The organism is Streptomyces zhihengii, from assembly GCF_016919245.1.
Taxonomy (GTDB): Bacteria; Actinomycetota; Actinomycetes; order Streptomycetales; family Streptomycetaceae; genus Streptomyces; species Streptomyces zhihengii.
The window spans coordinates 3,613,291-3,630,983 of the sequence record NZ_JAFEJA010000001.1 but is presented as its reverse complement, the minus strand read 5'-3'; the positions used below and the strand labels follow the sequence as shown (position 1 = coordinate 3,630,983).

Sequence of the window (17,693 nt, the reverse complement as noted above, 5' to 3'; positions counted from 1 at the left end):
TACTGGACCGCATGGCTTACGACGATCTTCGCTCCCTGCTCCGGGCTCTGGAGCGCGAGGGAGACCTCAAGCGCATCAAGGCCGAGGTCGATCCGCACCTGGAGGTCGGGGAGATCGTCGACCGGGTGAACAAGGCCGGCGGCCCCGCGCTCCTCTTCGAGAACGTGCGCGGCTCGGCGATGCCCCTCGCGATGAACGTCTTCGGCACGGACCGCCGTCTGCTGAAGTCGCTCGGCCTGAAGTCCTACGCGGACATCAGCGACAAGATCGGCGGTCTGCTCAAGCCGGAGCTGCCGCACGGCTTCGTCGGCGTGCGCGAGGCCTTCGGCAAGCTGGGCTCGATGGTCCACGTGCCGCCGAAGAAGGTGAAGGACGCTCCGGTGCAGGAGGTCGTCCTCCAGGGCGACGACGTCGATCTCGACGCGCTGCCCGCCCTCTTCACCTGGCCCCAGGACGGCGGCTCGTTCTTCAACCTGGGGCTCACCCACACGAAGGACCCGGAGACGGGCATCCGCAACCTCGGCCTCTACCGGCTCCAGCGCCACGACCGGCGCACCATCGGCATGCACTGGCAGATCCACAAGGACAGCCGCAACCACTACGCGGTCGCCGCACGGCGCGGCGAGCGGCTGCCGGTGGCCATCGCGTTCGGCTGCCCGCCGGCCGTGACGTACGCCTCGACCGCGCCGTTGCCCGGCGACATCGACGAGTACCTGTTCGCCGGCTTCGTCGCCGGCAAGCGGATCGAGATGGTCGACTGCAAGACCGTGCCGCTCCAGGTCCCGGCCAACGCCGAGGTCGTGCTGGAGGGCTGGCTGGAGCCCGGCGAGATGCTCCCCGAGGGCCCGTTCGGCGACCACACCGGCTTCTACACGCCGCAGGAGCCGTTCCCCGCGCTGACGATCGACTGCGTCACCATGCGCAGGCGGCCGCTGCTCCAGTCGATCGTGGTGGGCCGCCCGCCGACCGAGGACGGGCCGCTGGGCCGGGCCACCGAGTGGTTCTTCCTGCCGCTGCTCAAGATCATCGTCCCGGACATCGTGGACTACCACCTGCCCGAGTCGGGCGGCTTCCACAACTGCGCGATCGTCTCGATCGACAAGAAGTACCCGAAGCACGCCCAGAAGGTGATGCACGCGATCTGGGGCGCGCACATGATGTCGCTGACCAAGCTGATCGTGGTCGTCGACGCCGACTGCGACGTCCACGACCTGCACGAGGTCTCCTGGCGGGCGCTCGGCAACACCGACTACGCACGCGACCTCACCGTGGTCGAGGGGCCCGTCGACCATCTCGACCACGCCTCCTACCAGCAGTTCTGGGGCGGCAAGGCGGGCATCGACGCGACCCGCAAGCTCCCCGAGGAGGGGTACACGCGCGACGGCGGGTGGCCCGAGATGGTCGAGTCCGACCCGGCGACGGCCGCCCTGGTCGACAGCCGGTGGAAGGAGTACGGACTGTGAGCCCCGCCGTCCGGGGGCCGGCGCTGTTCATCGGCGGCGACACCGACTACGTGGCCCTGGTGCGCCCCGCGCTCGACCCCGCCGACCCGGACGTCCGTCGCGCCGCCGAACAGGCGGGCGTCGGGCCCGAGGAGTTCGCCGGAGCCGGGGACACCTGGGCGGTCCTGCTGGACAGCGGCGGCGAGGGCGACGGATTCGAGCTGCCCGGGGTGCGTGACACGGAGCCCGCCGGCTTCGCGGAGCGCCTGCGCGACGCGCTCGCCGGGCCGGCCGCCGGACCGTTCGAGGTCGACGGCGGCGCCGTGCTGCGGCTGGACGCCCGCCCTGCCGGGGAGGGGTCGTACGCGTTCACCGCGCACATCACCCCGCCGGGCGACGACGCCGTGCCCGTCGCGGTGGAGACCGGCCCGCTGCCCGTCGACGGGCTGCTGGCGGACCTCGACGCCTTCCTCGGGAGCCTCGCATGATGACGACCACCGACGGAGTGGTGGGCCCCGGTCCCGCGCCGCGGCAGGCCGGGAAGGTGAAGGCCTTCCTGCGCCTGGTGATGATCGAGCACTCGGTCTTCGCGCTGCCCTTCGCCTACATCGCCGCCCTGACCGCGATGTTCGAGGCCGACGGCACCGTCCACTGGGCCGAGCTGCTGCTGGTCACCGTCGCCATGGTCGGGCTGCGGACCTTCGCCATGGCGTGCAACCGGATCATCGACCGCGAGATCGACGCCCGGAACCCGCGCACCGCCTCCCGGGAGCTGGTCACCGGAGCGGTGTCCGTGCGCTCGGCGTGGACGGGCGCGCTGATCGCCCTGGTGGTCTTCCTCGGCGCGGCCGCGCTGCTCAATCCGCTCTGCCTGGCCCTGGCGCCGGTCGCGGTGGTGCCGATGGTGGTCTATCCGTACGGGAAGCGGTTCACCGACTACCCGCACGCGATCCTGGGACTCGCCCAGGCCATGGGCCCGGTCGGCGCGTGGATCGCCGTCACCGGCTCCTGGTCGTGGGACGCGGTGATCCTCGGGCTCGCGGTCGGCGTGTGGATCGGCGGCTTCGACCTGATCTTCGCCTGCCAGGACGTGCAGGCGGACCGCGCGCACGGCGTCCGCTCGGTCCCGGCGCGCTTCGGCATCCCGGCGGCTCTGTACGGCGCCCGGGCCTGCCACGTCGTGACGATGGCGCTCTTCGTCTGGTACGCGGTGGCGACGGACGCGGGCGCGTTCCTGTGGGCCGGTCTCGCCGTGGTGGCGGCGGCCTTCGCGTACGAGCACTCGATCGTCCGGCCGCACGACCTGTCCCGGCTGAACCGGGCCTTCTTCACGGTGAACGGTTTCATCGGCATCGCGCTCTTCGTGTGCGCGCTGCTCGATCTGGTGGTGCGGGGCCTGACCGTCTGACCCAGCCCGGCCCGGCCGGGCTCCGGACCCGGTCAGCCGGCGGCGCCCCCGGCGCGGGGCGTCCGGCCCCGCGCCCGGAAGACGAACGCCGCGGCGACGCCCGCCAGCAGGCCGAACAGATGGCCCTGCCAGCTCACGCCGGTCGCCGACGGCGACAGCCCGGCGAGGATCGAGCCGCCCCAGACGGCCGCCACGAGCACGCCCACCACCACGTCGAGGGCCTTGCGCTCCACGAAGCCGCGCGCGAGCAGGTAGCCGAACAGGCCGAAGACCAGGCCGGACGCCCCCGCGGTGTTCGTCCCCGAGGGGGAGACGAGCCAGACGGCCACCCCGTCGGCCACCACGATCAGCGCCGCGACCCCGAGGAAGCGGCGTATGCCGCCGAGCGCGGCGAGGAAACCGAGCACCAGCAGGGGCATCGTGTTGGACGCGAGGTGGGCGAAGCCGAAGTGGAGGAAGGCCGAGGGGACGACGTCGAGCAGCTCCCCGGGCTCGCGCGGCATCACCCCGTAGGCGTCCAGCGCGTGGCCGGTGAGGACGTCGGCCACTTCGAGGGCCCAGAGCAGGGCGATCCAGGCGCCCATGAGCACCGCGGCGGCGCGGACCCGGCCGCCGGTGCCCGTGTCGAGCCGGATGTCCGTCATGCCGCCTCCGATCCGTCCGTGTGCGATGCCGGCACCACCAGAACGTGCGGCGCCCCCCGCCGGTTCCGGGGCGTGCGGGGGCCGGGGCCGCCGCCGGGGCCCGGTGGGCCCGGCGGTCCGGCCGGGCCGCCGGATAGGCTCACGGGTGTGGAGCCGCAGGAAATGAAGAGTCGCCGGCCGTGGGTCGTGGGGGTGTCGGGTGCCTCCGGGACGCCGTATGCCGCCGCCGTGCTGCGGGCGCTGCTCGCCGCGGGCGAGAGCGTGGACCTCGTCGTCAGCCGGGCGTCCCGGCTGACGCTGCTGGACGAGACCGGGATCGCGTACCGGGACGCGCACTGGCGGGACGATCTGCGCCAGTGGCTGGCACGGGGCGCGGACGGGAAGCCGGACACCTTCGACGTGGACGTGGCGGACGTGCGCCACTGGGCGGCCGGGGATCTCGCGGCCGGTCCGTCGTCGGGGTCGTACCCGGTCAAGGGGATGCTGGTGGTGCCCGCGTCCACCGCCTGTGTGGCGGGGGTGGCGCTCGGGCTGTCGAAGGACCTGCTGCAGCGTGCGGCGAGCGTGACGCTCAAGGAGCGCCGCCCGCTGGTGGTCGCGGTGCGGGAGACCCCGCTGAACGGGCAGACGCTGAGGCATCTGGTGACGCTGGACGAGGCGGGCGCCGTGGTGCTGCCCGCCTCTCCGGCGTTCTACGCGGGGGCGACGCACATCCAGGATCTGGTCGACTTCGTCGCCGGGCGGGTGCTCGACGCGGCGGGGGTGCCGCACCGGCTGTACCGCCGCTGGGAAGGGGAGCTCGGTGGCGGCTCCGCGGGTGGTTAGCGCTTCTTGCCGACGCGGGGGGTGCGGGTCCGGTCGACCCGGTGGGCGGCGGCGGGCTGGTGGGCACGCGAGCGGCTGGCCAGCTCCTGGAGCTGTCGCATGTGGGCGTAGGCCATCTCGATCGTGTACACGGTGAGTGTCATCTCCTGTATGGATCGTGATCCTTGTGGGATCACCGTGATCATTTGAATGATTCGCAGGGTGTTTTCCCTGCATGCCTTAGATTCTACACGTAAACTTGCGCTATCGCTGAATAATGGAAGGCTCAGGCATATGGACGCCGTGGACAGGCAGCTCATCCAGGCCCTGCGCGAGAACGGCAGGGCTTCGTACGCCGAGCTCGGGCGGCTCGTGGGGCTCTCCGGCCCCTCCGTGACCGACCGCATCAACCGCCTGGAGGCGGCGGGCGTCATCACCGGCTACCGCGCCACCGTCGACGCGGCTTCGCTCGGCCTCGGGGTCACGGCGCTCATCGGCATCTCGCTCTCCGACGCGGCCGACCACGAGGACGTCGCCCGCCGGCTGCGGGACCTGGCCGAGATCGAGGACTGCTGGTTCATCGCCGGCGACGACTCGTACATGCTCAAGGTGCGCGCCAGCGACGTGGACGGGCTGGAGAAGACCATCCGGCGGCTCTCCGGCACCCGGGGCGTCTCGCGCACCCGCACCACCATCGTGCTCTCCACCAAGTGGGAGAACCGCGTCGGCGACCTGCCCGACGAGTCCTGACCCTTCCGCCCGCCGTACCGCCCCGCCCGTGAGGCCCCGCCGGGGTGGGGGAGTACGGTGGGCGGAGCCTGTTCGACGTGGAGAAAAGCAGAGAAAATGGGAGGCGGCCGTCATATGGACGCGGGACTCAAGCGCGAGCTGGAGGAGAAGGTCCGGGCCGGTGAGCGGCTGACCCGCGAGGACGGAATCGCCCTCTACGCGTCGGACGACCTGGCCTGGCTCGGCGGACTGGCCCACGAGGTGCGCACCCGCAAGAACGGTGACGTCGTCCACTTCAACGTCAACCGCCACCTCAACATGACCAATGTGTGCACCGCATCGTGCGCCTACTGCTCGTTCCAGCGCAAGCCGGGCGAGAAGGACGCGTACACGATGCGCATCGAGGAGGCCGTCCGCCTCGCCAAGGCGATGGAGAACGACAACCTCACCGAGCTGCACATCGTCAACGGCCTCCACCCGAACCTGCCGTGGCGCTACTACCCGCGCTCGCTGTCCGAGCTGAAGAAGGCCCTGCCGAACGTCTCGCTGAAGGCGTTCACCGCCACCGAGATCCACCACTTCGAGACCATCTCCGGGATGTCGGCTTCCGACATCCTCGACGAGCTGATCGAGGCCGGTCTGGAGTCGCTGACCGGCGGCGGCGCCGAGATCTTCGACTGGGAGGTCCGGCAGCACATCGTCGACCACCGCACCCACTGGGAGGACTGGTCGCGCATCCACCGGCTCGCGCACGAGAAGGGTCTCAAGACCCCGTGCACGATGCTCTACGGGCACATCGAGGAGCCCCGGCACCGGGTGGACCACGTGCTGCGGCTGCGCGAGCTCCAGGACGAGACCGGCGGCTTCCAGGTCTTCATCCCGCTGCGCTACCAGCACGACTTCGTCGACATGCAGGACGGCAAGGTCCGCAACAGGCTCCAGGCGCGCACCACCATGGCGACCGGCGCCGAGGCCCTGAAGACGTTCGCCGTCTCGCGGCTGCTCTTCGACAACGTGCCGCACGTGAAGGTCTTCTGGGTGATGCACGGCGTGCAGACCGCCCAGCTCGCCCTCCAGCACGGCGCGGACGACATGGACGGCTCGGTCGTCGAGTACAAGATCACCCATGACGCCGACAACTACGGCACGCCGAACAAGCTGACCCGCGACGACCTGCTGGACCTGATCCGCGACGCCGGCTTCCGCCCGGTCGAGCGGAACACCCGCTACGAGATCATCCGCGAGTACCCCGGTCCGGACGCCGGCCGGCGCGAGTCGCCGCAGCCGATGCGGGTCTGACCCGGCGCGGCGGCCCGCCCGCCGCTCCCGGGTCCGGGCCCTGCGCCGCCCGTGTCCCACCCTGTGGAAGCCCCGGCACCCGCCGGGGCTTCCTGCTTACGCTTCCGGCATGGCCCTGACCTTCGAAATCGACCCGCCCGCCGGTCCCTCGCTCGCCTCCGGGGTGCTGTCGCTGTGGGCCGACGTCTCCAACGCGGGCGGGGCCGTCGGCTTCGTCCCGCCGGTCGGTGTCGAGGACATCAGGCCCCAGTGGGTCACCCATCTCGCCGCCATGGCGGAGGGCCGCACCCGGCTGCTCGTCGGCCGGGACGAGGACGGCCGGATCGCCGCGACCGTCTTCCTCCAGCACAACACCCACCGGCTGATGACCCACTGGATCTGGGCCTACACCGTGATGGTCCACCCCCGTCACCAGGGCAAGGGGTACGGCCGCGAGCTGATGGCCGCCGCGGCCGGGCACGCCCGCACCTTCGAGGGCGTCGAGGCGATCCGGCTCACCTGCCGCGGCGGCACCGGCGCCGACCGCTTCTACGCCTCCTGCGGATACAAGGAGGTCGGGCGGGTGCCGGGCGCGATCCGGGTCGCCGAGGGCGACGACCGCGACGACGTCATCATGCTGCTGCCGCTGCTCTGACACCCCGCCCCCGCTCTTCCCGCGGGCCCGCCCCCTCCCGTCGGCGGGCCCGGGCCCCTGCCTGCCGCCGGAAGGGGCCGGAAGGCGGCGTGCTTCACTGGACGGGCAGGTTCGGCGTATCCGCCCCACAGAGGAAGAAGGCCCGCAGTGTCCGCAGGAAAGTCCGCCGCAGCGATCCGGTACACCGCGATGCGGTTCGCGATCTTCGTCGGCTGCCTGGTCGTGGTCGGCGCTCTGGTGCAGTTCGGGGTGGTGCCCAAGGGCCTCGGCGACGCCAACTTCGCGTGGGTGATCCTTCTCGCACTGGTGCTCTCGGCCCCGCTCAGCTTCGTCCTGCTGCGCAAGCAGCGCGACGCCATGTCGCGGCAGATCTCCGGCCGGGTCGACAGCGCCAAGGCCCGTCTGGACGCGAACCGTTCGCGGGAGGACGGCGCCGCCTGACGCCCTCCCGGGCGGGACGGCCCGGGGAGTGCGGGGAGAGGGGTCCGGCGGGCGCACCGCCGCCGGAAGGCCGGAACAGGGTCTTGACCCCAAGGCAAGCTTTGAGGTTCTCAAAGTTCAAGTGTTAACGTGTGTCGTATGACGACATCAGCGCGCCACGACGCCGCCGCGAGCATTCCGCTCGTGGCGCGGCTGCATGTCGACCTGTGCCGCTGTACTTCCGCGGTCTGTTGCCGATAGAGGCCCCGCGCCTCCTCGTCCGACCCCGGCACATCCCCTGCAGCGGTACCGCGCTCTCCGCGGGCCGCACGCCGCCCCCGCCCCGTCCCTGATTCACCACTGGAGTGCGTCCGTGTCCGCGAACACCGCGTCCACCCCTGCCGGAAAGCAGTCCGGCTCCCGCATACCCCTGCCCAAGGTCCCCTTCTGGGCCCAGATCGTCGCCGGTCTGGTCCTCGGTGTCCTGCTGGGCTGGCTCGCCCGCAGCCAGGACGTGAGCTGGCTGAAGGACACGCTGGACCAGATCGGCTCGATCTTCGTCCAGCTCCTGAAGCTCGCCGTCGCACCGCTCGTCTTCTTCGCCATCCTGGTCTCGATCACCAACCTGCGGAAGGTCAACAACGCCGCACGGCTGGCCAGCCGCACCCTGCTGTGGTTCATGATCACGTCGCTGATCGCGGTGGCGATCGGCCTGGTGATCGGTCTCGTCACCAACCCCGGCTCCGGCACCGGCCTCACGCCGAAGGACGGCCAGAAGCCGGAGAACGCCGGAAGCTGGATCGACTTCCTCACGGGCATCGTCCCGACCGACGTCATCACGCCGTTCACCGAGCTGAACGTCCTGCAGATCGTCTTCATGGCCGCCGTCGCCGGTATCGCCGCCCTGAAGCTCGGTGACCGCGCCAAGCCGATCCTCGCGCTCAGCGAGTCCGTGCTGGAGCTGCTGCAGAAGGCCCTGTGGTGGGTCATCCGCCTCGCCCCGCTCGGCACCGTCGGCCTCATCGGCTACGCCATCGCCGACTACGGCTGGGACCTGATCGGCAAGTACGCGACCTTCACCGCCGACGTCTACATCGGCTGCGCCCTGGTGCTCTTCGGCGTCTACCCGCTGCTGCTCGCCCTGGTGGCCAAGGTCAACCCGATCCAGTTCTTCAAGGGCGCCTGGCCCGCGATCCAGCTCGCGTTCGTCTCGCGCTCCTCGGTCGGCACCATGCCGGTCACCCAGAAGGTCACCGAGCGCCTCGGCGTCCCGAAGAACTACACCTCGTTCGCCGTGCCCTTCGGCGCCACCACCAAGATGGACGGCTGCGCCGCGATCTACCCGGCGCTCGCCGCGATCTTCATCGCGCAGATCTTCGACGTGCAGCTCGGCATCCAGGACTACCTGCTGATCGCCTTCGTCTCCGTCGTCGGCTCCGCCGCGACCGCCGGTCTGACCGGTGCGACGGTCATGCTGACGCTGACCCTCTCCACCCTGGGCCTGCCGCTGGAGGGCGTCGGCCTGCTCATGGCGATCGACCCGATCCTCGACATGATGCGCACCGCCACCAACGTGGCCGGCCAGGCCGCCGTGCCGGTGATCGTCGCCGCCCGCGAGAACATCCTCGACCGCGACAAGTACGCGGCCGCCTCGTCCTCGCCGGTCGACGAGGAGGAGGACGACGCCGCGGACCGCGAGGTCGCCGCCAAGGAGCCCGTGGCGGTCCCCGCGTAACCCGCGGAGAACCCGACGCGTCGGGACGGCGGACTCCGGCCCCGCGGGACGCCGTCGCGCCCGGGGGCGGCGCCGCGCGCCGTAGGCTTACCGCGGAGTAAGGGCACGGGGCGGGAGGATCTTCGACAATGGGTGCTGTGAAGGGCGTGAAGGCCAAGCGGATGCCGCGGGCCGTGCGCGAGCAGCAGATGATGGACGCCGCCGTGCACATCTTCGGCCGGCGCGGCTACCGGGCCGCGTCCATGGACGAGATCGCCGAGCTGGCCGGGGTCTCCAAGCCCCTGGTGTATCTCTATCTGAACTCCAAGGAAGAGCTCTTCACCGCCTGCATCCGGCGGGAGGCGGCCCGGCTGACCGAGGCGGTGAAGGCCGCGATCGAGCCGGGACTGGCGGCCGACCGCCAGCTCTGGGCGGGCCTGGAGGCGTTCTTCCGGCACACCGCCGAGAACCCGGACGCCTGGTCGGTGCTGCACCGTCAGGCGCGCACCCACGGGGAGCCGTTCGCGGCCGAGGTGACCGCGATGCGCGAGGAGCTCACCGCCTTCGTGACGTTCCTGATCGGCGCGGCGGCCCGGGAGGGCACCCCGCCCGCCCCCGGCACGGCCGGGGCGGGCCGCAGCGGAGAGCTGGCCGACCGCGACATCGAGGGTCTCGCGCAGGCGCTCGTCGGCGCCGCCGAGTCGCTCGCGGGCTGGGCGAACGAGAGCGACAAGCTGGCGGCCAAGGACGCGGCCGCCACCCTGATGAACTTCGCCTGGACGGGCCTCGGCGGCCTGATGCGCGGCGAGCGCTGGTCGCCCCGCTAGCGGGGGGTGGCCCCGCGGGCGGGGCGGTCGCGGGGTGCTCGCGAGGGGGTGCTCGCGCGGGGGTCGGCGCGCGGCACTGCGCCCACCGGCGGCGCGACGTCACCTGGCGGGCGATCCGGTGAGCGGGTGGGCCGCCGGGCCTGCCGGCGGATCGGGCTCCGGATCCGGGGCAACCGCGCCCCGGTGGTCGCGGCACGGCCTGCGGCCGTGTCCTCAAGCGCCGGACGGGCTGGGTTGCCCGGGCGGTCGTGCTCCCGGGTTGGACGGGCTGGGTTGCCCGGGCGTTCTCAGCTCTGCATGCGGGTAACCCCCATGGCCGCCAGGCTGTAGGGGGAGATTGAGGCGCGGGGTGTGGGGCAGAGCTCCGGCGGACCGGGCTCCGGATCCGGGGCAACCGCGCCCCGGTGGTCGCGGCACGGCCTGCGGCCGTGTCCTCAAACGCCGGACGGGCTGGGTTGCCCGGGCGGTCGTGCTCCCGGGCCGGACGGGCTGGGTTGCCCGGGTGGGCCGGGATGCCCGGGCGGCCGGGTGGTCACCGGGTGACGGTCAGGCCCCGGGGGAGCGGGTCGTCGTCTCGCCGGTGAGGTGGCGGCGGGGGCCGGTGCGGAGTTCGAAGGCGGTGGTGCCGTCGCCGGTTGTGCGGGAGGCGTGGACGACCGTGGCGGGCAGCAGCACCGGAGCCCTGAACTCCGCGTGGGCGGACACCGAGGGGCCGCCCTCGCGTTCGGCCTCGGCCACGCACCGGGCGAAGGTCCACATGCCGTGGGCGATGGCCCGCGGGAAGCCGAACAGCCGTGCCGTCAGCGGGTGGAGATGGATCGGGTTGCGGTCGCCGGAGGCCGCGCCGTAGCGCCGCCCCAGATCGCCGGGAAGCCGCCACTCGGTCCGCGCCGGCAGCGGCCCGGGTGCCGCACCCCGCTCGTCCGGCGCGTCGCCGGCGGCCCGGTCGCGCTCGTCCGGCGTGCCGCCGGTGACCCGGTGCCGCGCCAGGTAGGAGCTGCGGGAGACCCAGACCGGCTCGCCGTCCAGCCGCGCCTCGGTGACCATGACGACCTCGGTGCCCCGCCGGTGGGGCACCAGTTCCTCGGCGTACACGGTCAGTTCGGGCCGGTCGCCGGGGAGCAGCGCCGGCCCATGGCGGGCGATGTCGATACCGGTGTGGACGAGCCCCAGCAGCGGCAGCGGGAAGCGCCGGTCCGCCATCACCCGCATCGCCAGCGGGAACGCGAGGACATGAGGGTACGTCAGGGGCAGCGGCTCGCCGGGCCCCATCGCGGGGAAGCCGCAGACCGCGGCGTAGTCCGCCAGCCGGCGGGCGTCGGTGCGGGCCGCCGGGAGCACCAGCCGGGTCTCGGGCAGGGGCGCGCCCGCGCCGGCCCGCTTGAGCGGGGACAGGGCCGCGCCGCGTGCCAGCAGGGGCGTGAGGGAGGGGGCCGAGGCCAGGGTGACGGTCGTCATGGTCAGGCACCCAGCAGGCTCTGGCCGCAGACGCGCAGGACCTGCCCGTTGACCGCGCCGGACGCGGGGTCGGCGAGGTACGCGGTGGCCTCGGCGACGTCGACGGGCAGACCGCCCTGGGCCAGGGAGTTCATCCGGCGGCCCGCCTCGCGGATGAGCAGCGGCACGGCGGCGGTCATCCGCGTCTCGATGAAGCCCGGTGCGACGGCGTTCACGGTGACGCCGTGGGCGGCCGCCGCGCGCGGTGCCAGCGAGCGGACCAGGCCGATCACCCCCGCCTTGCTCGCGGCGTAGTTGGTCTGGCCGGTGTTGCCGGCGATCCCCGCGATGGACGCCGTGGCGACGACGCTCCCGCCGCGGCGGACCGCGCCCCGCTTCAGCAGCGCGTCGGTGGTGTCGAGGACCGCGGCCAGATTCACGTCCAGCACCTGGCTCCAGCGGTCCGCGGACATGTTGGCGAGGCGGCGGTCGCGGGTGATGCCGGCGTTGTGGACGAGGATGTCCAGCTCACCGCCGGGCAGGGCGGCGACGATGCGGTCCGCGGCGTCGCCGGTGGTGATGTCCAGCGGCAGGGCGGTGCCGTCCAGCGCGCCGGCCGTGCGCTCCAGGTCGGCCCCGGCGCCCGGTACGTCGAGGCAGATCACCCGGGCGCCGTCGCGGGCGAGGACCTCGGCGACGGCGGCCCCGATGCCGCGGGCGGCCCCGGTGACCAGTGCCGTCCGGCCGGCCAGGGGGCGGGCGGGATCGGCGGCCGCGGCCGGTGCGGTGCCGGTGAGTTCGAGGACCTGGCCGCTGACGTAGGCCGACTTGGGGGAGAGCAGGAAGCGCAGGGTGGAGGCGGCCGCCGCGGGGTCGGGCGAGGTGAGGCGGACCAGGTTCGCGGTGCGGCCGCCGCCGGTCTCCTTCGCCAGCGAGCGGGTGAAGCCTTCGAGCGCCTGCTGGGCCGCGGCCTGGTGGTGGTCGTCGGCCGAGGGCCGGGCGCCGACGACGACGATCCGGCCGCCGGGGGCGAGGGAGCGCATCAGGGGGTGCAGCGCGGAGTGCACCGCGGCGAGGTCCGCGACGCCCGCGACACCGGTGGCGTCGAGCACGACGGCCGCGGGCCGCGGTGTCTCCGCCTCCGTGCCGGCCGTGCCGTCGGGAGTGAGGGGCTCGTCGAGGGGCAGGGGCCCGTCGAGGGCCGACCGGCCCGCTGTGCGCAGGATCACGGGGCCGCCGAGGTCCGTGGCGGCGGGGCCGAAACGCCGCAGCGGGGCGGGCCGGGGCAGGCCGAGCCTGCGGGTGAGGAAACGGCCGGGGGGCGTGCCGGTGAAGTGCAGATAGCGGTCGGCCATTGTCCTGACTCCCTGCTCGGTCGTAGATTTACCCGAGAGTAAGGTTACTCAAGAGTCAGGAGCTGGTCGAGATGGTGTCGATGATGCCTCGCAGGGTCGCCGTGATCGGCGGCAGCCGCATCCCCTTCGCCCGGTCCGACGGTCCCTACGCCACCGCCTCCAACCAGGAGATGCTCGGTGCGGCGCTGGAAGGTCTCGTCGCGCGTTTCGGGCTGACGGACCCGGGCGCGGTGGGCGAGTTCGTCGCCGGGGCGGTCCTCAAGCACAGCCGCGACTTCAACCTCGCCCGCGAGACCGTCCTCGGCTCCGCCCTCGACCCGCGCACCCCCGCCTACGACATCCAGCAGGCGTGCGGCACCGGTCTCCAGGCGGTGATCGCCGTCGCCAACAAGATCGCCGTCGGCGGGGTCGAGAGCGGCGTCGCGGGCGGCGCCGACACCACCAGCGACGCGCCGCTCGGCGTCAACGACGAACTGCGGCGCATCCTGCTCGCGGCGCGCCGGGCGAAGACCGCGGGCGCCCGCATCGCCGCGCTCTCCCGGGTCCGCCCCCGGCACCTGGTCCCCGACATCCCGCGGAACGCCGAGCCCCGCACCGGCCTGTCGATGGGCGAGCACGCCGCCGTCACCGCCCGCGCCTGGGGCGTCTCCCGCGAGGACCAGGACCTGCTGGCCGCCACCAGCCACCGGCGGCTGGCCGCCGCCTACGAACGGGGCTTCCTGGACGACCTGGTGGTCCCCTTCCGCGGCCTGGAGCGCGACCAGAACCTGCGCCCCGGCTCGACCGTGGAGAAGCTCGCCGGCCTGCGGACCGTCTACGGCAACGACGGCCCCGCCCCCACCATGACCGCCGGCAACTCCACCCCGCTCACCGACGGCGCGGCCACCGTGCTGCTGGCGAGCGAGGAGTGGGCCGAGGCGCGCGGCCTCGCACCGCTGGCCTATCTCACCGCCTACGAGACGGCCGCGGTCGACCATGTCGCCGGCGATGTGCGGGGCGGCGAGGACGGTCTGCTGATGGCGCCCGCCCACGCCGTGCCGCGCATGCTGGAGCGGGCCGGGCTGACGCTCGACGACTTCGACCTGGTGGAGATCCACGAGGCGTTCGCGTCCCAGGTGCTCGCGACACTGGCCGCCTGGGAGAAGCGGGGGCTGCCGCCCGTGGACCGCGACAGGCTCAACGTCGCCGGCTCCTCGCTCGCCACCGGGCACCCCTTCGCCGCCACCGGCGCCCGTATCGTCGCCACGCTCGCCGAGCTGCTCGCCGAACGGGAGGGCCCGGCCCGCGGCCTGATCTCGGTCTGCGCGGCCGGCGGCCAGGGCGTCACCGCCGTCCTCGAACGCGCCTGAGCCGCCGCCCGCCCCGGCCCGTTCCCCCGACACCCCACCCCCACCCCCGCCCCCCACGCCCCGCACACCCGCAGGAATCCGCCCACACCCCTGACGAGGAGCCGCACGTGTCCGCCGATCTGGTCCCTTCCCCCGGTGCGCCCGCCCTGGTGGAGCCCCGCAAGAAGCAGGTGAACGGTGTCGTACGGGAGGTGTCCGTACCGCCGCTCGCCCCTGTGGTCACCCGCGGCTCGCTCGCCGACATCCCCTTCGACAACGAGCGCGAGGCCCCCGGCGAGGCCGTGCTCAGCCGCAAGGACGCCGACGGCGGGTGGCTCGACGTCACCGCCGCCGAGTTCGCCGCCGAGGTGCGCGCCGTCGCCAAGGGGCTGATCGCGGAAGGGCTGAAGCCCGGCGACCGGCTCGCCGTCATGGCCCGGACGACCTACGAGTGGACCCTGATCGACTTCGCGGCCTGGGCCGCCGGGCTCGTCACCGTCCCGATCTACCCCACCTCGTCGGCGTTCCAGGCCCGCTGGATCCTGGAGAACTCCGGCGCCGCGGCCTGCGTGGTCGAGAGCGCCGAGCAGGCCCGGCTGATCAGCCAGGAACGCCGGCAGCTCCCCGGCCTCGACCACCTGTGGGTCTTCGACACCGGGGCGGTCGGCCAGCTCCGCAAGACCGGTGAGCGGGCCCGCATCCCCGACGCCGTGCTGAACGCCCGCCGCGAGACCCTCACCCCGGACTCCGTGGCGACCCTGATCTACACCTCGGGCACCACCGGCCGCCCCAAGGGCTGCGTCCTGACCCACGGCAACTTCTTCGCCGAGGTCGACAACGCCATCGAACTCCTTCACCCCGTCTTCAAGTCGGTCAGCAAGGAGCCCGCGTCCACCCTGCTGTTCCTGCCGCTCTCGCACGTCTTCGGGCGGATGGTCGCCATCGGCTGCCTGCGCGCCCGGGTGCGCCTCGGCCACGCCCCGTCGATCAGGACGGACGACCTCCTCGCCGACCTCGCCGGCTTCCGGCCCACCTTCCTGCTGGCCATCCCCTACGTCCTGGAGAAGGTCTTCAACACCGGCCGCGCCACCGCCGAGAAGATGGGCCGCGCCGCGTCGTTCGACCGGGCCGCGGGGATCGCCCGGCGGTACGGGCAGGCCGTGGAGGCCGCCGAACAGGGCACCGGGCGGGGCCCGTCGCTCGGGCTGCGGGCCGCCCGCGCCCTCTACGACCCGCTGGTCTACCGCCGCATCCGGGCCGCGCTCGGCGGCAGGGTCCGCTACGCGATCTGCGGCGGCTCACCGCTCGGCAGCCGGCTCGCGGCCTTCTACGCGGGCGCCGGCATCCAGATCTTCGAGGGCTACGGCCTCACCGAGACCACGGCCGCCTCCACCGTCACCCCGCCGCTGCGGCCCCGGCTGGGCACGGTGGGCTGGCCGCTGCCCGGCACCGCGGTGCGGATCGCGGACGACGGCGAGGTGCTGCTGCACGGCGGGCACGTCTTCGGCGGGTACTGGGACCCGGAGCGGGCCGCCGCCGTCCCCGCCGTGCACGACGGCTGGCTGCCCACCGGCGATCTGGGCGCCCTCGACGCGGGCGGCTATCTGACGATCACCGGCCGGAAGAAGGACATCATCATCACCTCGGGCGGCAAGAACGTCGCCCCGGCCCCGCTGGAGGACTGGCTGCGCGCCCATCCGCTGGTGGGCCAGTGCATGGTCGTCGGCGACGACCGTCCGTACGTCACCGCGCTGATCACCCTGGAGCCGGACGGGCTCGACCACTGGCGGCGGATGAAGAAGAGGGCGGGCGTGCCGCTGGCGGAGATCGTCCGCGACGAGGAGCTGCTCGCGGCGCTCCAGCGCGCCGTGGACGAGGCCAACCGGCTGGTCTCCCGGGCCGAGTCGATCCGCAGGTTCACCGTGCTCACCTCCGACTTCACGGAGGAGAGCGGACATCTGACGCCCTCGCTCAAGCTGAAGCGGGCGGAGATCGCACGGGACTTCGCGGCGGACATCGAGAGCCTCTACCCGTGACCGCGATCCGCCGCCGGTGACCGGGGCCGCCACCCGTGACCGGGAGGGGCCCCCGGCCGGCGGCGGGCCGCCCGGCAGGGGCCGCACAGGCAGGAGCCCTGCCCCGTACGGATGTACGGGGCAGGGCTCCTTGGGTACTGCTAAGTCGTGCGCGATCGCCGACCCTGGCCCTTAGGCCGGGGTGACGTTCTCCGCCTGCGGGCCCTTCGGGCCCTGGGTGACGTCGAAGTTCACGACCTGGTTCTCCTCGAGGGAGCGGAACCCGGACGCGTTGATCGCGGAGTAGTGGACGAAGACATCCGGGCCGCCGCCGTCCTGGGCGATGAAGCCGAAGCCCTTTTCAGCGTTGAACCACTTGACGGTTCCGGTAGCCATAAGCCCTCCTTGGGCCAAAGGGTTGCCCTGCTCCAGAACCTGCAAGAAGTCTGAAAACGACAAAAGCCTGCGGGTTACATGCTCCGCAGGCTCTGTACTGCAAGGGAAACCAAACTGCAACTTGCGTCGAGCCTAGCACGCAGCGTGTGCGCAGCGGTAGAGGGAAAGATCACGTCACCCGTCCGTTTGACGGGGCGCCCCGCCGGCTGACCCGCGACCCCTCCGACAAGGGACGACGTGCCGGTGCACGGCCCCGGCGGGGCCCGGGGGCGGACACGGGACTAGCCTCACGATGTGGACAGTCACGGTGAAAGCACAGCAACCGACATCCGACGCAGCAGGCCGCGGGTCGGCCACATCCAGTTTCTGAACTGTCTCCCTCTTTACTGGGGGCTTGCCAGAACGGGAACACTGCTCGACCTGGAACTGACGAAGGACACTCCCGAGAAGCTCAGCGAGCGTCTCGTCCGCGGCGAACTCGACATCGCGCCGGTGACACTCGTCGAATTCCTGCGCAATGCGGATGAGCTCGTCGCCTTTCCCGACCTCGCCGTCGGCTGCGACGGTCCCGTGATGTCCTGCGTGATCGTCTCCCAGCTCCCGCTGGACCGGCTCGACGGCCAGCGGGTCGCCCTCGGCTCCACCTCGCGCACCTCGGTGCGCCTCGCGCAGCTCCTGCTGGGCGAGCAGTACGGGGTGGCGCCCGACTACTTCACCTGCCCGCCGGACCTGGGCGTGATGATGCAGGAGGCCCAGGCCGCCGTCCTCATCGGCGACGCGGCGCTGCGCGCCTCGCTGCACGACGCCCCCCGGCTGGGCCTGGAGGTCCACGACCTCGGGCGGATGTGGAAGGAGTGGACCGGGCTGCCGTTCGTCTTCGCCGTCTGGGCCGCCCGCAAGGACTACCTGGCCCGTGAGCCGGAGGTGGTCCACAAGGTGCACGAGGCGTTCCTCGCCTCCCGGGACGTGTCCCTGGAGGAGGTCACCAAGGTCGCCGAGCAGGCCGCCCGCTGGGAGGCCTTCGACGCCGAGCTGCTGGAACGCTACTTCACCACGCTGGACTTCCGGTTCGGGACGGACCAGCTCGCCGGCGTGACCGAGTTCGCCCGCCGCACGGGGCCGACCACCGGCTTCCCCGCCGATGTGCGCGTGGAGCTGCTGGCCCCGCCCGTCTGACCCGCCGCCCCGGCCCCGTACACCCGCGCACCGGCAGGTTCTAGTCTGGCCCGACGGACCAGGAG

Annotated in this window: 19 protein-coding genes; 14 read left to right on the top strand and 5 right to left on the bottom strand. The window is 72.7% G+C overall.

Annotated elements, in window-relative coordinates:
• Positions 1-11: 11 nt before the first annotated feature.
• From JE024_RS15175 to mqnP, 3 genes are read left to right on the top strand one after another with little or no spacing between them, the layout of a single operon-like run.
• Complete coding sequence (locus tag JE024_RS15175; RefSeq protein ID WP_205374091.1) at positions 12-1,463, top strand: menaquinone biosynthesis decarboxylase; 1,452 nt, start codon at positions 12-14, stop codon at positions 1,461-1,463.
• A complete protein-coding gene (locus tag JE024_RS15170; protein WP_205374090.1) occupies positions 1,460-1,930 on the top strand; it encodes a hypothetical protein in 471 nt (156 codons plus the stop codon). The genes JE024_RS15175 and JE024_RS15170 overlap by 4 nt, the downstream gene beginning before the upstream one ends.
• Positions 1,927-2,850 (top strand): menaquinone biosynthesis prenyltransferase MqnP, encoded by a 924-nt coding sequence (mqnP, locus tag JE024_RS15165; protein ID WP_205374089.1) that lies wholly within the window; start codon positions 1,927-1,929, stop codon positions 2,848-2,850. Before JE024_RS15170 ends, mqnP begins: the two co-directional genes overlap by 4 nt.
• Positions 2,851-2,882: 32 nt before the next feature.
• Here mqnP and JE024_RS15160 read toward each other — a convergent pair whose 3' ends face one another.
• Positions 2,883-3,494, bottom strand: coding sequence for a rhomboid family intramembrane serine protease (locus tag JE024_RS15160; RefSeq protein ID WP_205374088.1), 612 nt, complete (start codon positions 3,492-3,494; stop codon positions 2,883-2,885).
• A 162-nt stretch (positions 3,495-3,656) separates the two neighbouring features.
• Between JE024_RS15160 and JE024_RS15155 the strand changes: the two genes are divergently transcribed.
• A complete protein-coding gene (locus JE024_RS15155) occupies positions 3,657-4,319 on the top strand; it encodes a UbiX family flavin prenyltransferase (RefSeq protein ID WP_205374087.1) in 663 nt (220 codons plus the stop codon).
• On the opposite strand, the gene JE024_RS15150 is transcribed toward JE024_RS15155, so the two are convergent.
• Positions 4,316-4,462, bottom strand: a complete 147-nt coding sequence (locus JE024_RS15150; RefSeq protein ID WP_205374086.1) for a hypothetical protein — start codon at positions 4,460-4,462, stop codon at positions 4,316-4,318. The genes JE024_RS15155 and JE024_RS15150 overlap by 4 nt on opposite strands.
• Positions 4,463-4,592: 130 nt before the next feature.
• Here JE024_RS15150 and JE024_RS15145 point away from each other — a divergent pair, with 130 nt between their 5' ends.
• The 7 genes from JE024_RS15145 to JE024_RS15120 all read left to right on the top strand — a co-directional run bounded on the left by JE024_RS15145 (position 4,593) and on the right by JE024_RS15120 (position 9,921).
• Positions 4,593-5,048 (top strand): Lrp/AsnC family transcriptional regulator, encoded by a 456-nt coding sequence (locus tag JE024_RS15145; protein WP_205374085.1) that lies wholly within the window; start codon positions 4,593-4,595, stop codon positions 5,046-5,048.
• A gap of 114 nt (positions 5,049-5,162) precedes the next feature.
• Positions 5,163-6,326 (top strand): aminofutalosine synthase MqnE, encoded by a 1,164-nt coding sequence (gene mqnE, locus JE024_RS15140; RefSeq protein ID WP_205374084.1) that lies wholly within the window; start codon positions 5,163-5,165, stop codon positions 6,324-6,326.
• Between the two features lie 109 nt (positions 6,327-6,435).
• On the top strand, positions 6,436-6,960 hold the full coding sequence (locus JE024_RS15135; protein WP_205374083.1) for a GNAT family N-acetyltransferase: 525 nt from the start codon (positions 6,436-6,438) through the stop codon (positions 6,958-6,960).
• A 147-nt stretch (positions 6,961-7,107) separates the two neighbouring features.
• Complete coding sequence (locus JE024_RS15130; protein ID WP_205374082.1) at positions 7,108-7,401, top strand: DUF4229 domain-containing protein; 294 nt, start codon at positions 7,108-7,110, stop codon at positions 7,399-7,401.
• A gap of 138 nt (positions 7,402-7,539) precedes the next feature.
• Positions 7,540-7,641, top strand: a complete 102-nt coding sequence (locus JE024_RS42285; protein ID WP_355648005.1) for a putative leader peptide — start codon at positions 7,540-7,542, stop codon at positions 7,639-7,641.
• 112 nt (positions 7,642-7,753) lie between these two features.
• The gene (locus tag JE024_RS15125; RefSeq protein ID WP_205374081.1) at positions 7,754-9,115 is read left to right on the top strand and encodes a dicarboxylate/amino acid:cation symporter; all 1,362 of its coding nucleotides are present in this window, start codon (positions 7,754-7,756) and stop codon (positions 9,113-9,115) included.
• 128 nt (positions 9,116-9,243) lie between these two features.
• Complete coding sequence (locus tag JE024_RS15120; RefSeq protein WP_205374080.1) at positions 9,244-9,921, top strand: TetR/AcrR family transcriptional regulator; 678 nt, start codon at positions 9,244-9,246, stop codon at positions 9,919-9,921.
• A gap of 546 nt (positions 9,922-10,467) precedes the next feature.
• Here JE024_RS15120 and JE024_RS15115 read toward each other — a convergent pair.
• Entirely contained in the window at positions 10,468-11,379 is a 912-nt protein-coding gene (locus JE024_RS15115; RefSeq protein WP_205374079.1) for a MaoC/PaaZ C-terminal domain-containing protein, read from the bottom strand.
• A gap of 2 nt (positions 11,380-11,381) precedes the next feature.
• Entirely contained in the window at positions 11,382-12,713 is a 1,332-nt protein-coding gene (locus JE024_RS15110) for a 3-oxoacyl-ACP reductase (RefSeq protein ID WP_205374078.1), read from the bottom strand.
• A gap of 71 nt (positions 12,714-12,784) precedes the next feature.
• Here JE024_RS15110 and JE024_RS15105 point away from each other — a divergent pair, with 71 nt between their 5' ends.
• Together JE024_RS15105 and JE024_RS15100 are read left to right on the top strand one after the other, a co-directional pair.
• On the top strand, positions 12,785-14,062 hold the full coding sequence (locus JE024_RS15105) for an acetyl-CoA C-acetyltransferase (protein WP_205374077.1): 1,278 nt from the start codon (positions 12,785-12,787) through the stop codon (positions 14,060-14,062).
• Positions 14,063-14,169: 107 nt separating this feature from the next.
• Positions 14,170-16,077: an AMP-dependent synthetase/ligase gene (locus JE024_RS15100; protein ID WP_205374076.1), complete on the top strand. Its 1,908-nt coding sequence runs from the start codon at positions 14,170-14,172 to the stop codon at positions 16,075-16,077.
• Between the two features lie 171 nt (positions 16,078-16,248).
• Here JE024_RS15100 and JE024_RS15095 read toward each other — a convergent pair whose 3' ends face one another.
• Positions 16,249-16,452 carry a cold-shock protein gene (locus tag JE024_RS15095; RefSeq protein WP_003967102.1) on the bottom strand — a complete coding sequence of 68 codons (204 nt, stop codon included), beginning with the start codon at positions 16,450-16,452 and terminating at the stop codon, positions 16,249-16,251.
• 294 nt (positions 16,453-16,746) lie between these two features.
• Here JE024_RS15095 and JE024_RS15090 point away from each other — a divergent pair, with 294 nt between their 5' ends.
• Entirely contained in the window at positions 16,747-17,628 is an 882-nt protein-coding gene (locus JE024_RS15090; protein ID WP_205374075.1) for a menaquinone biosynthetic enzyme MqnA/MqnD family protein, read from the top strand.
• Positions 17,629-17,693: the final 65 nt, after the last annotated feature.

Excerpts from the sequence above, each read along its gene's own strand:
- JE024_RS42285 (WP_355648005.1), top strand. The coding sequence starts at position 7,540 with ATGACGACATCAGCGCGCCACGACGCCGCCGCGAGCATTCCGCTCGTG.
- JE024_RS15150 (WP_205374086.1), bottom strand. The coding sequence starts at position 4,462 with ATGACACTCACCGTGTACACGATCGAGATGGCCTACGCCCACATGCGA.
- JE024_RS15105 (WP_205374077.1), top strand. The coding sequence starts at position 12,785 with ATGGTGTCGATGATGCCTCGCAGGGTCGCCGTGATCGGCGGCAGCCGC.
- JE024_RS15095 (WP_003967102.1), bottom strand. The coding sequence starts at position 16,452 with ATGGCTACCGGAACCGTCAAGTGGTTCAACGCTGAAAAGGGCTTCGGC.
- JE024_RS15145 (WP_205374085.1), top strand. The coding sequence starts at position 4,593 with ATGGACGCCGTGGACAGGCAGCTCATCCAGGCCCTGCGCGAGAACGGC.
- JE024_RS15135 (WP_205374083.1), top strand. The coding sequence starts at position 6,436 with ATGGCCCTGACCTTCGAAATCGACCCGCCCGCCGGTCCCTCGCTCGCC.
- mqnP (WP_205374089.1), top strand. The coding sequence starts at position 1,927 with ATGATGACGACCACCGACGGAGTGGTGGGCCCCGGTCCCGCGCCGCGG.
- JE024_RS15175 (WP_205374091.1), top strand. The coding sequence starts at position 12 with ATGGCTTACGACGATCTTCGCTCCCTGCTCCGGGCTCTGGAGCGCGAG.
- JE024_RS15120 (WP_205374080.1), top strand. The coding sequence starts at position 9,244 with ATGGGTGCTGTGAAGGGCGTGAAGGCCAAGCGGATGCCGCGGGCCGTG.
- JE024_RS15155 (WP_205374087.1), top strand. The coding sequence starts at position 3,657 with ATGAAGAGTCGCCGGCCGTGGGTCGTGGGGGTGTCGGGTGCCTCCGGG.
- JE024_RS15110 (WP_205374078.1), bottom strand. The coding sequence starts at position 12,713 with ATGGCCGACCGCTATCTGCACTTCACCGGCACGCCCCCCGGCCGTTTC.
- JE024_RS15160 (WP_205374088.1), bottom strand. The coding sequence starts at position 3,494 with ATGACGGACATCCGGCTCGACACGGGCACCGGCGGCCGGGTCCGCGCC.
- JE024_RS15115 (WP_205374079.1), bottom strand. The coding sequence starts at position 11,379 with ATGACGACCGTCACCCTGGCCTCGGCCCCCTCCCTCACGCCCCTGCTG.
- mqnE (WP_205374084.1), top strand. The coding sequence starts at position 5,163 with ATGGACGCGGGACTCAAGCGCGAGCTGGAGGAGAAGGTCCGGGCCGGT.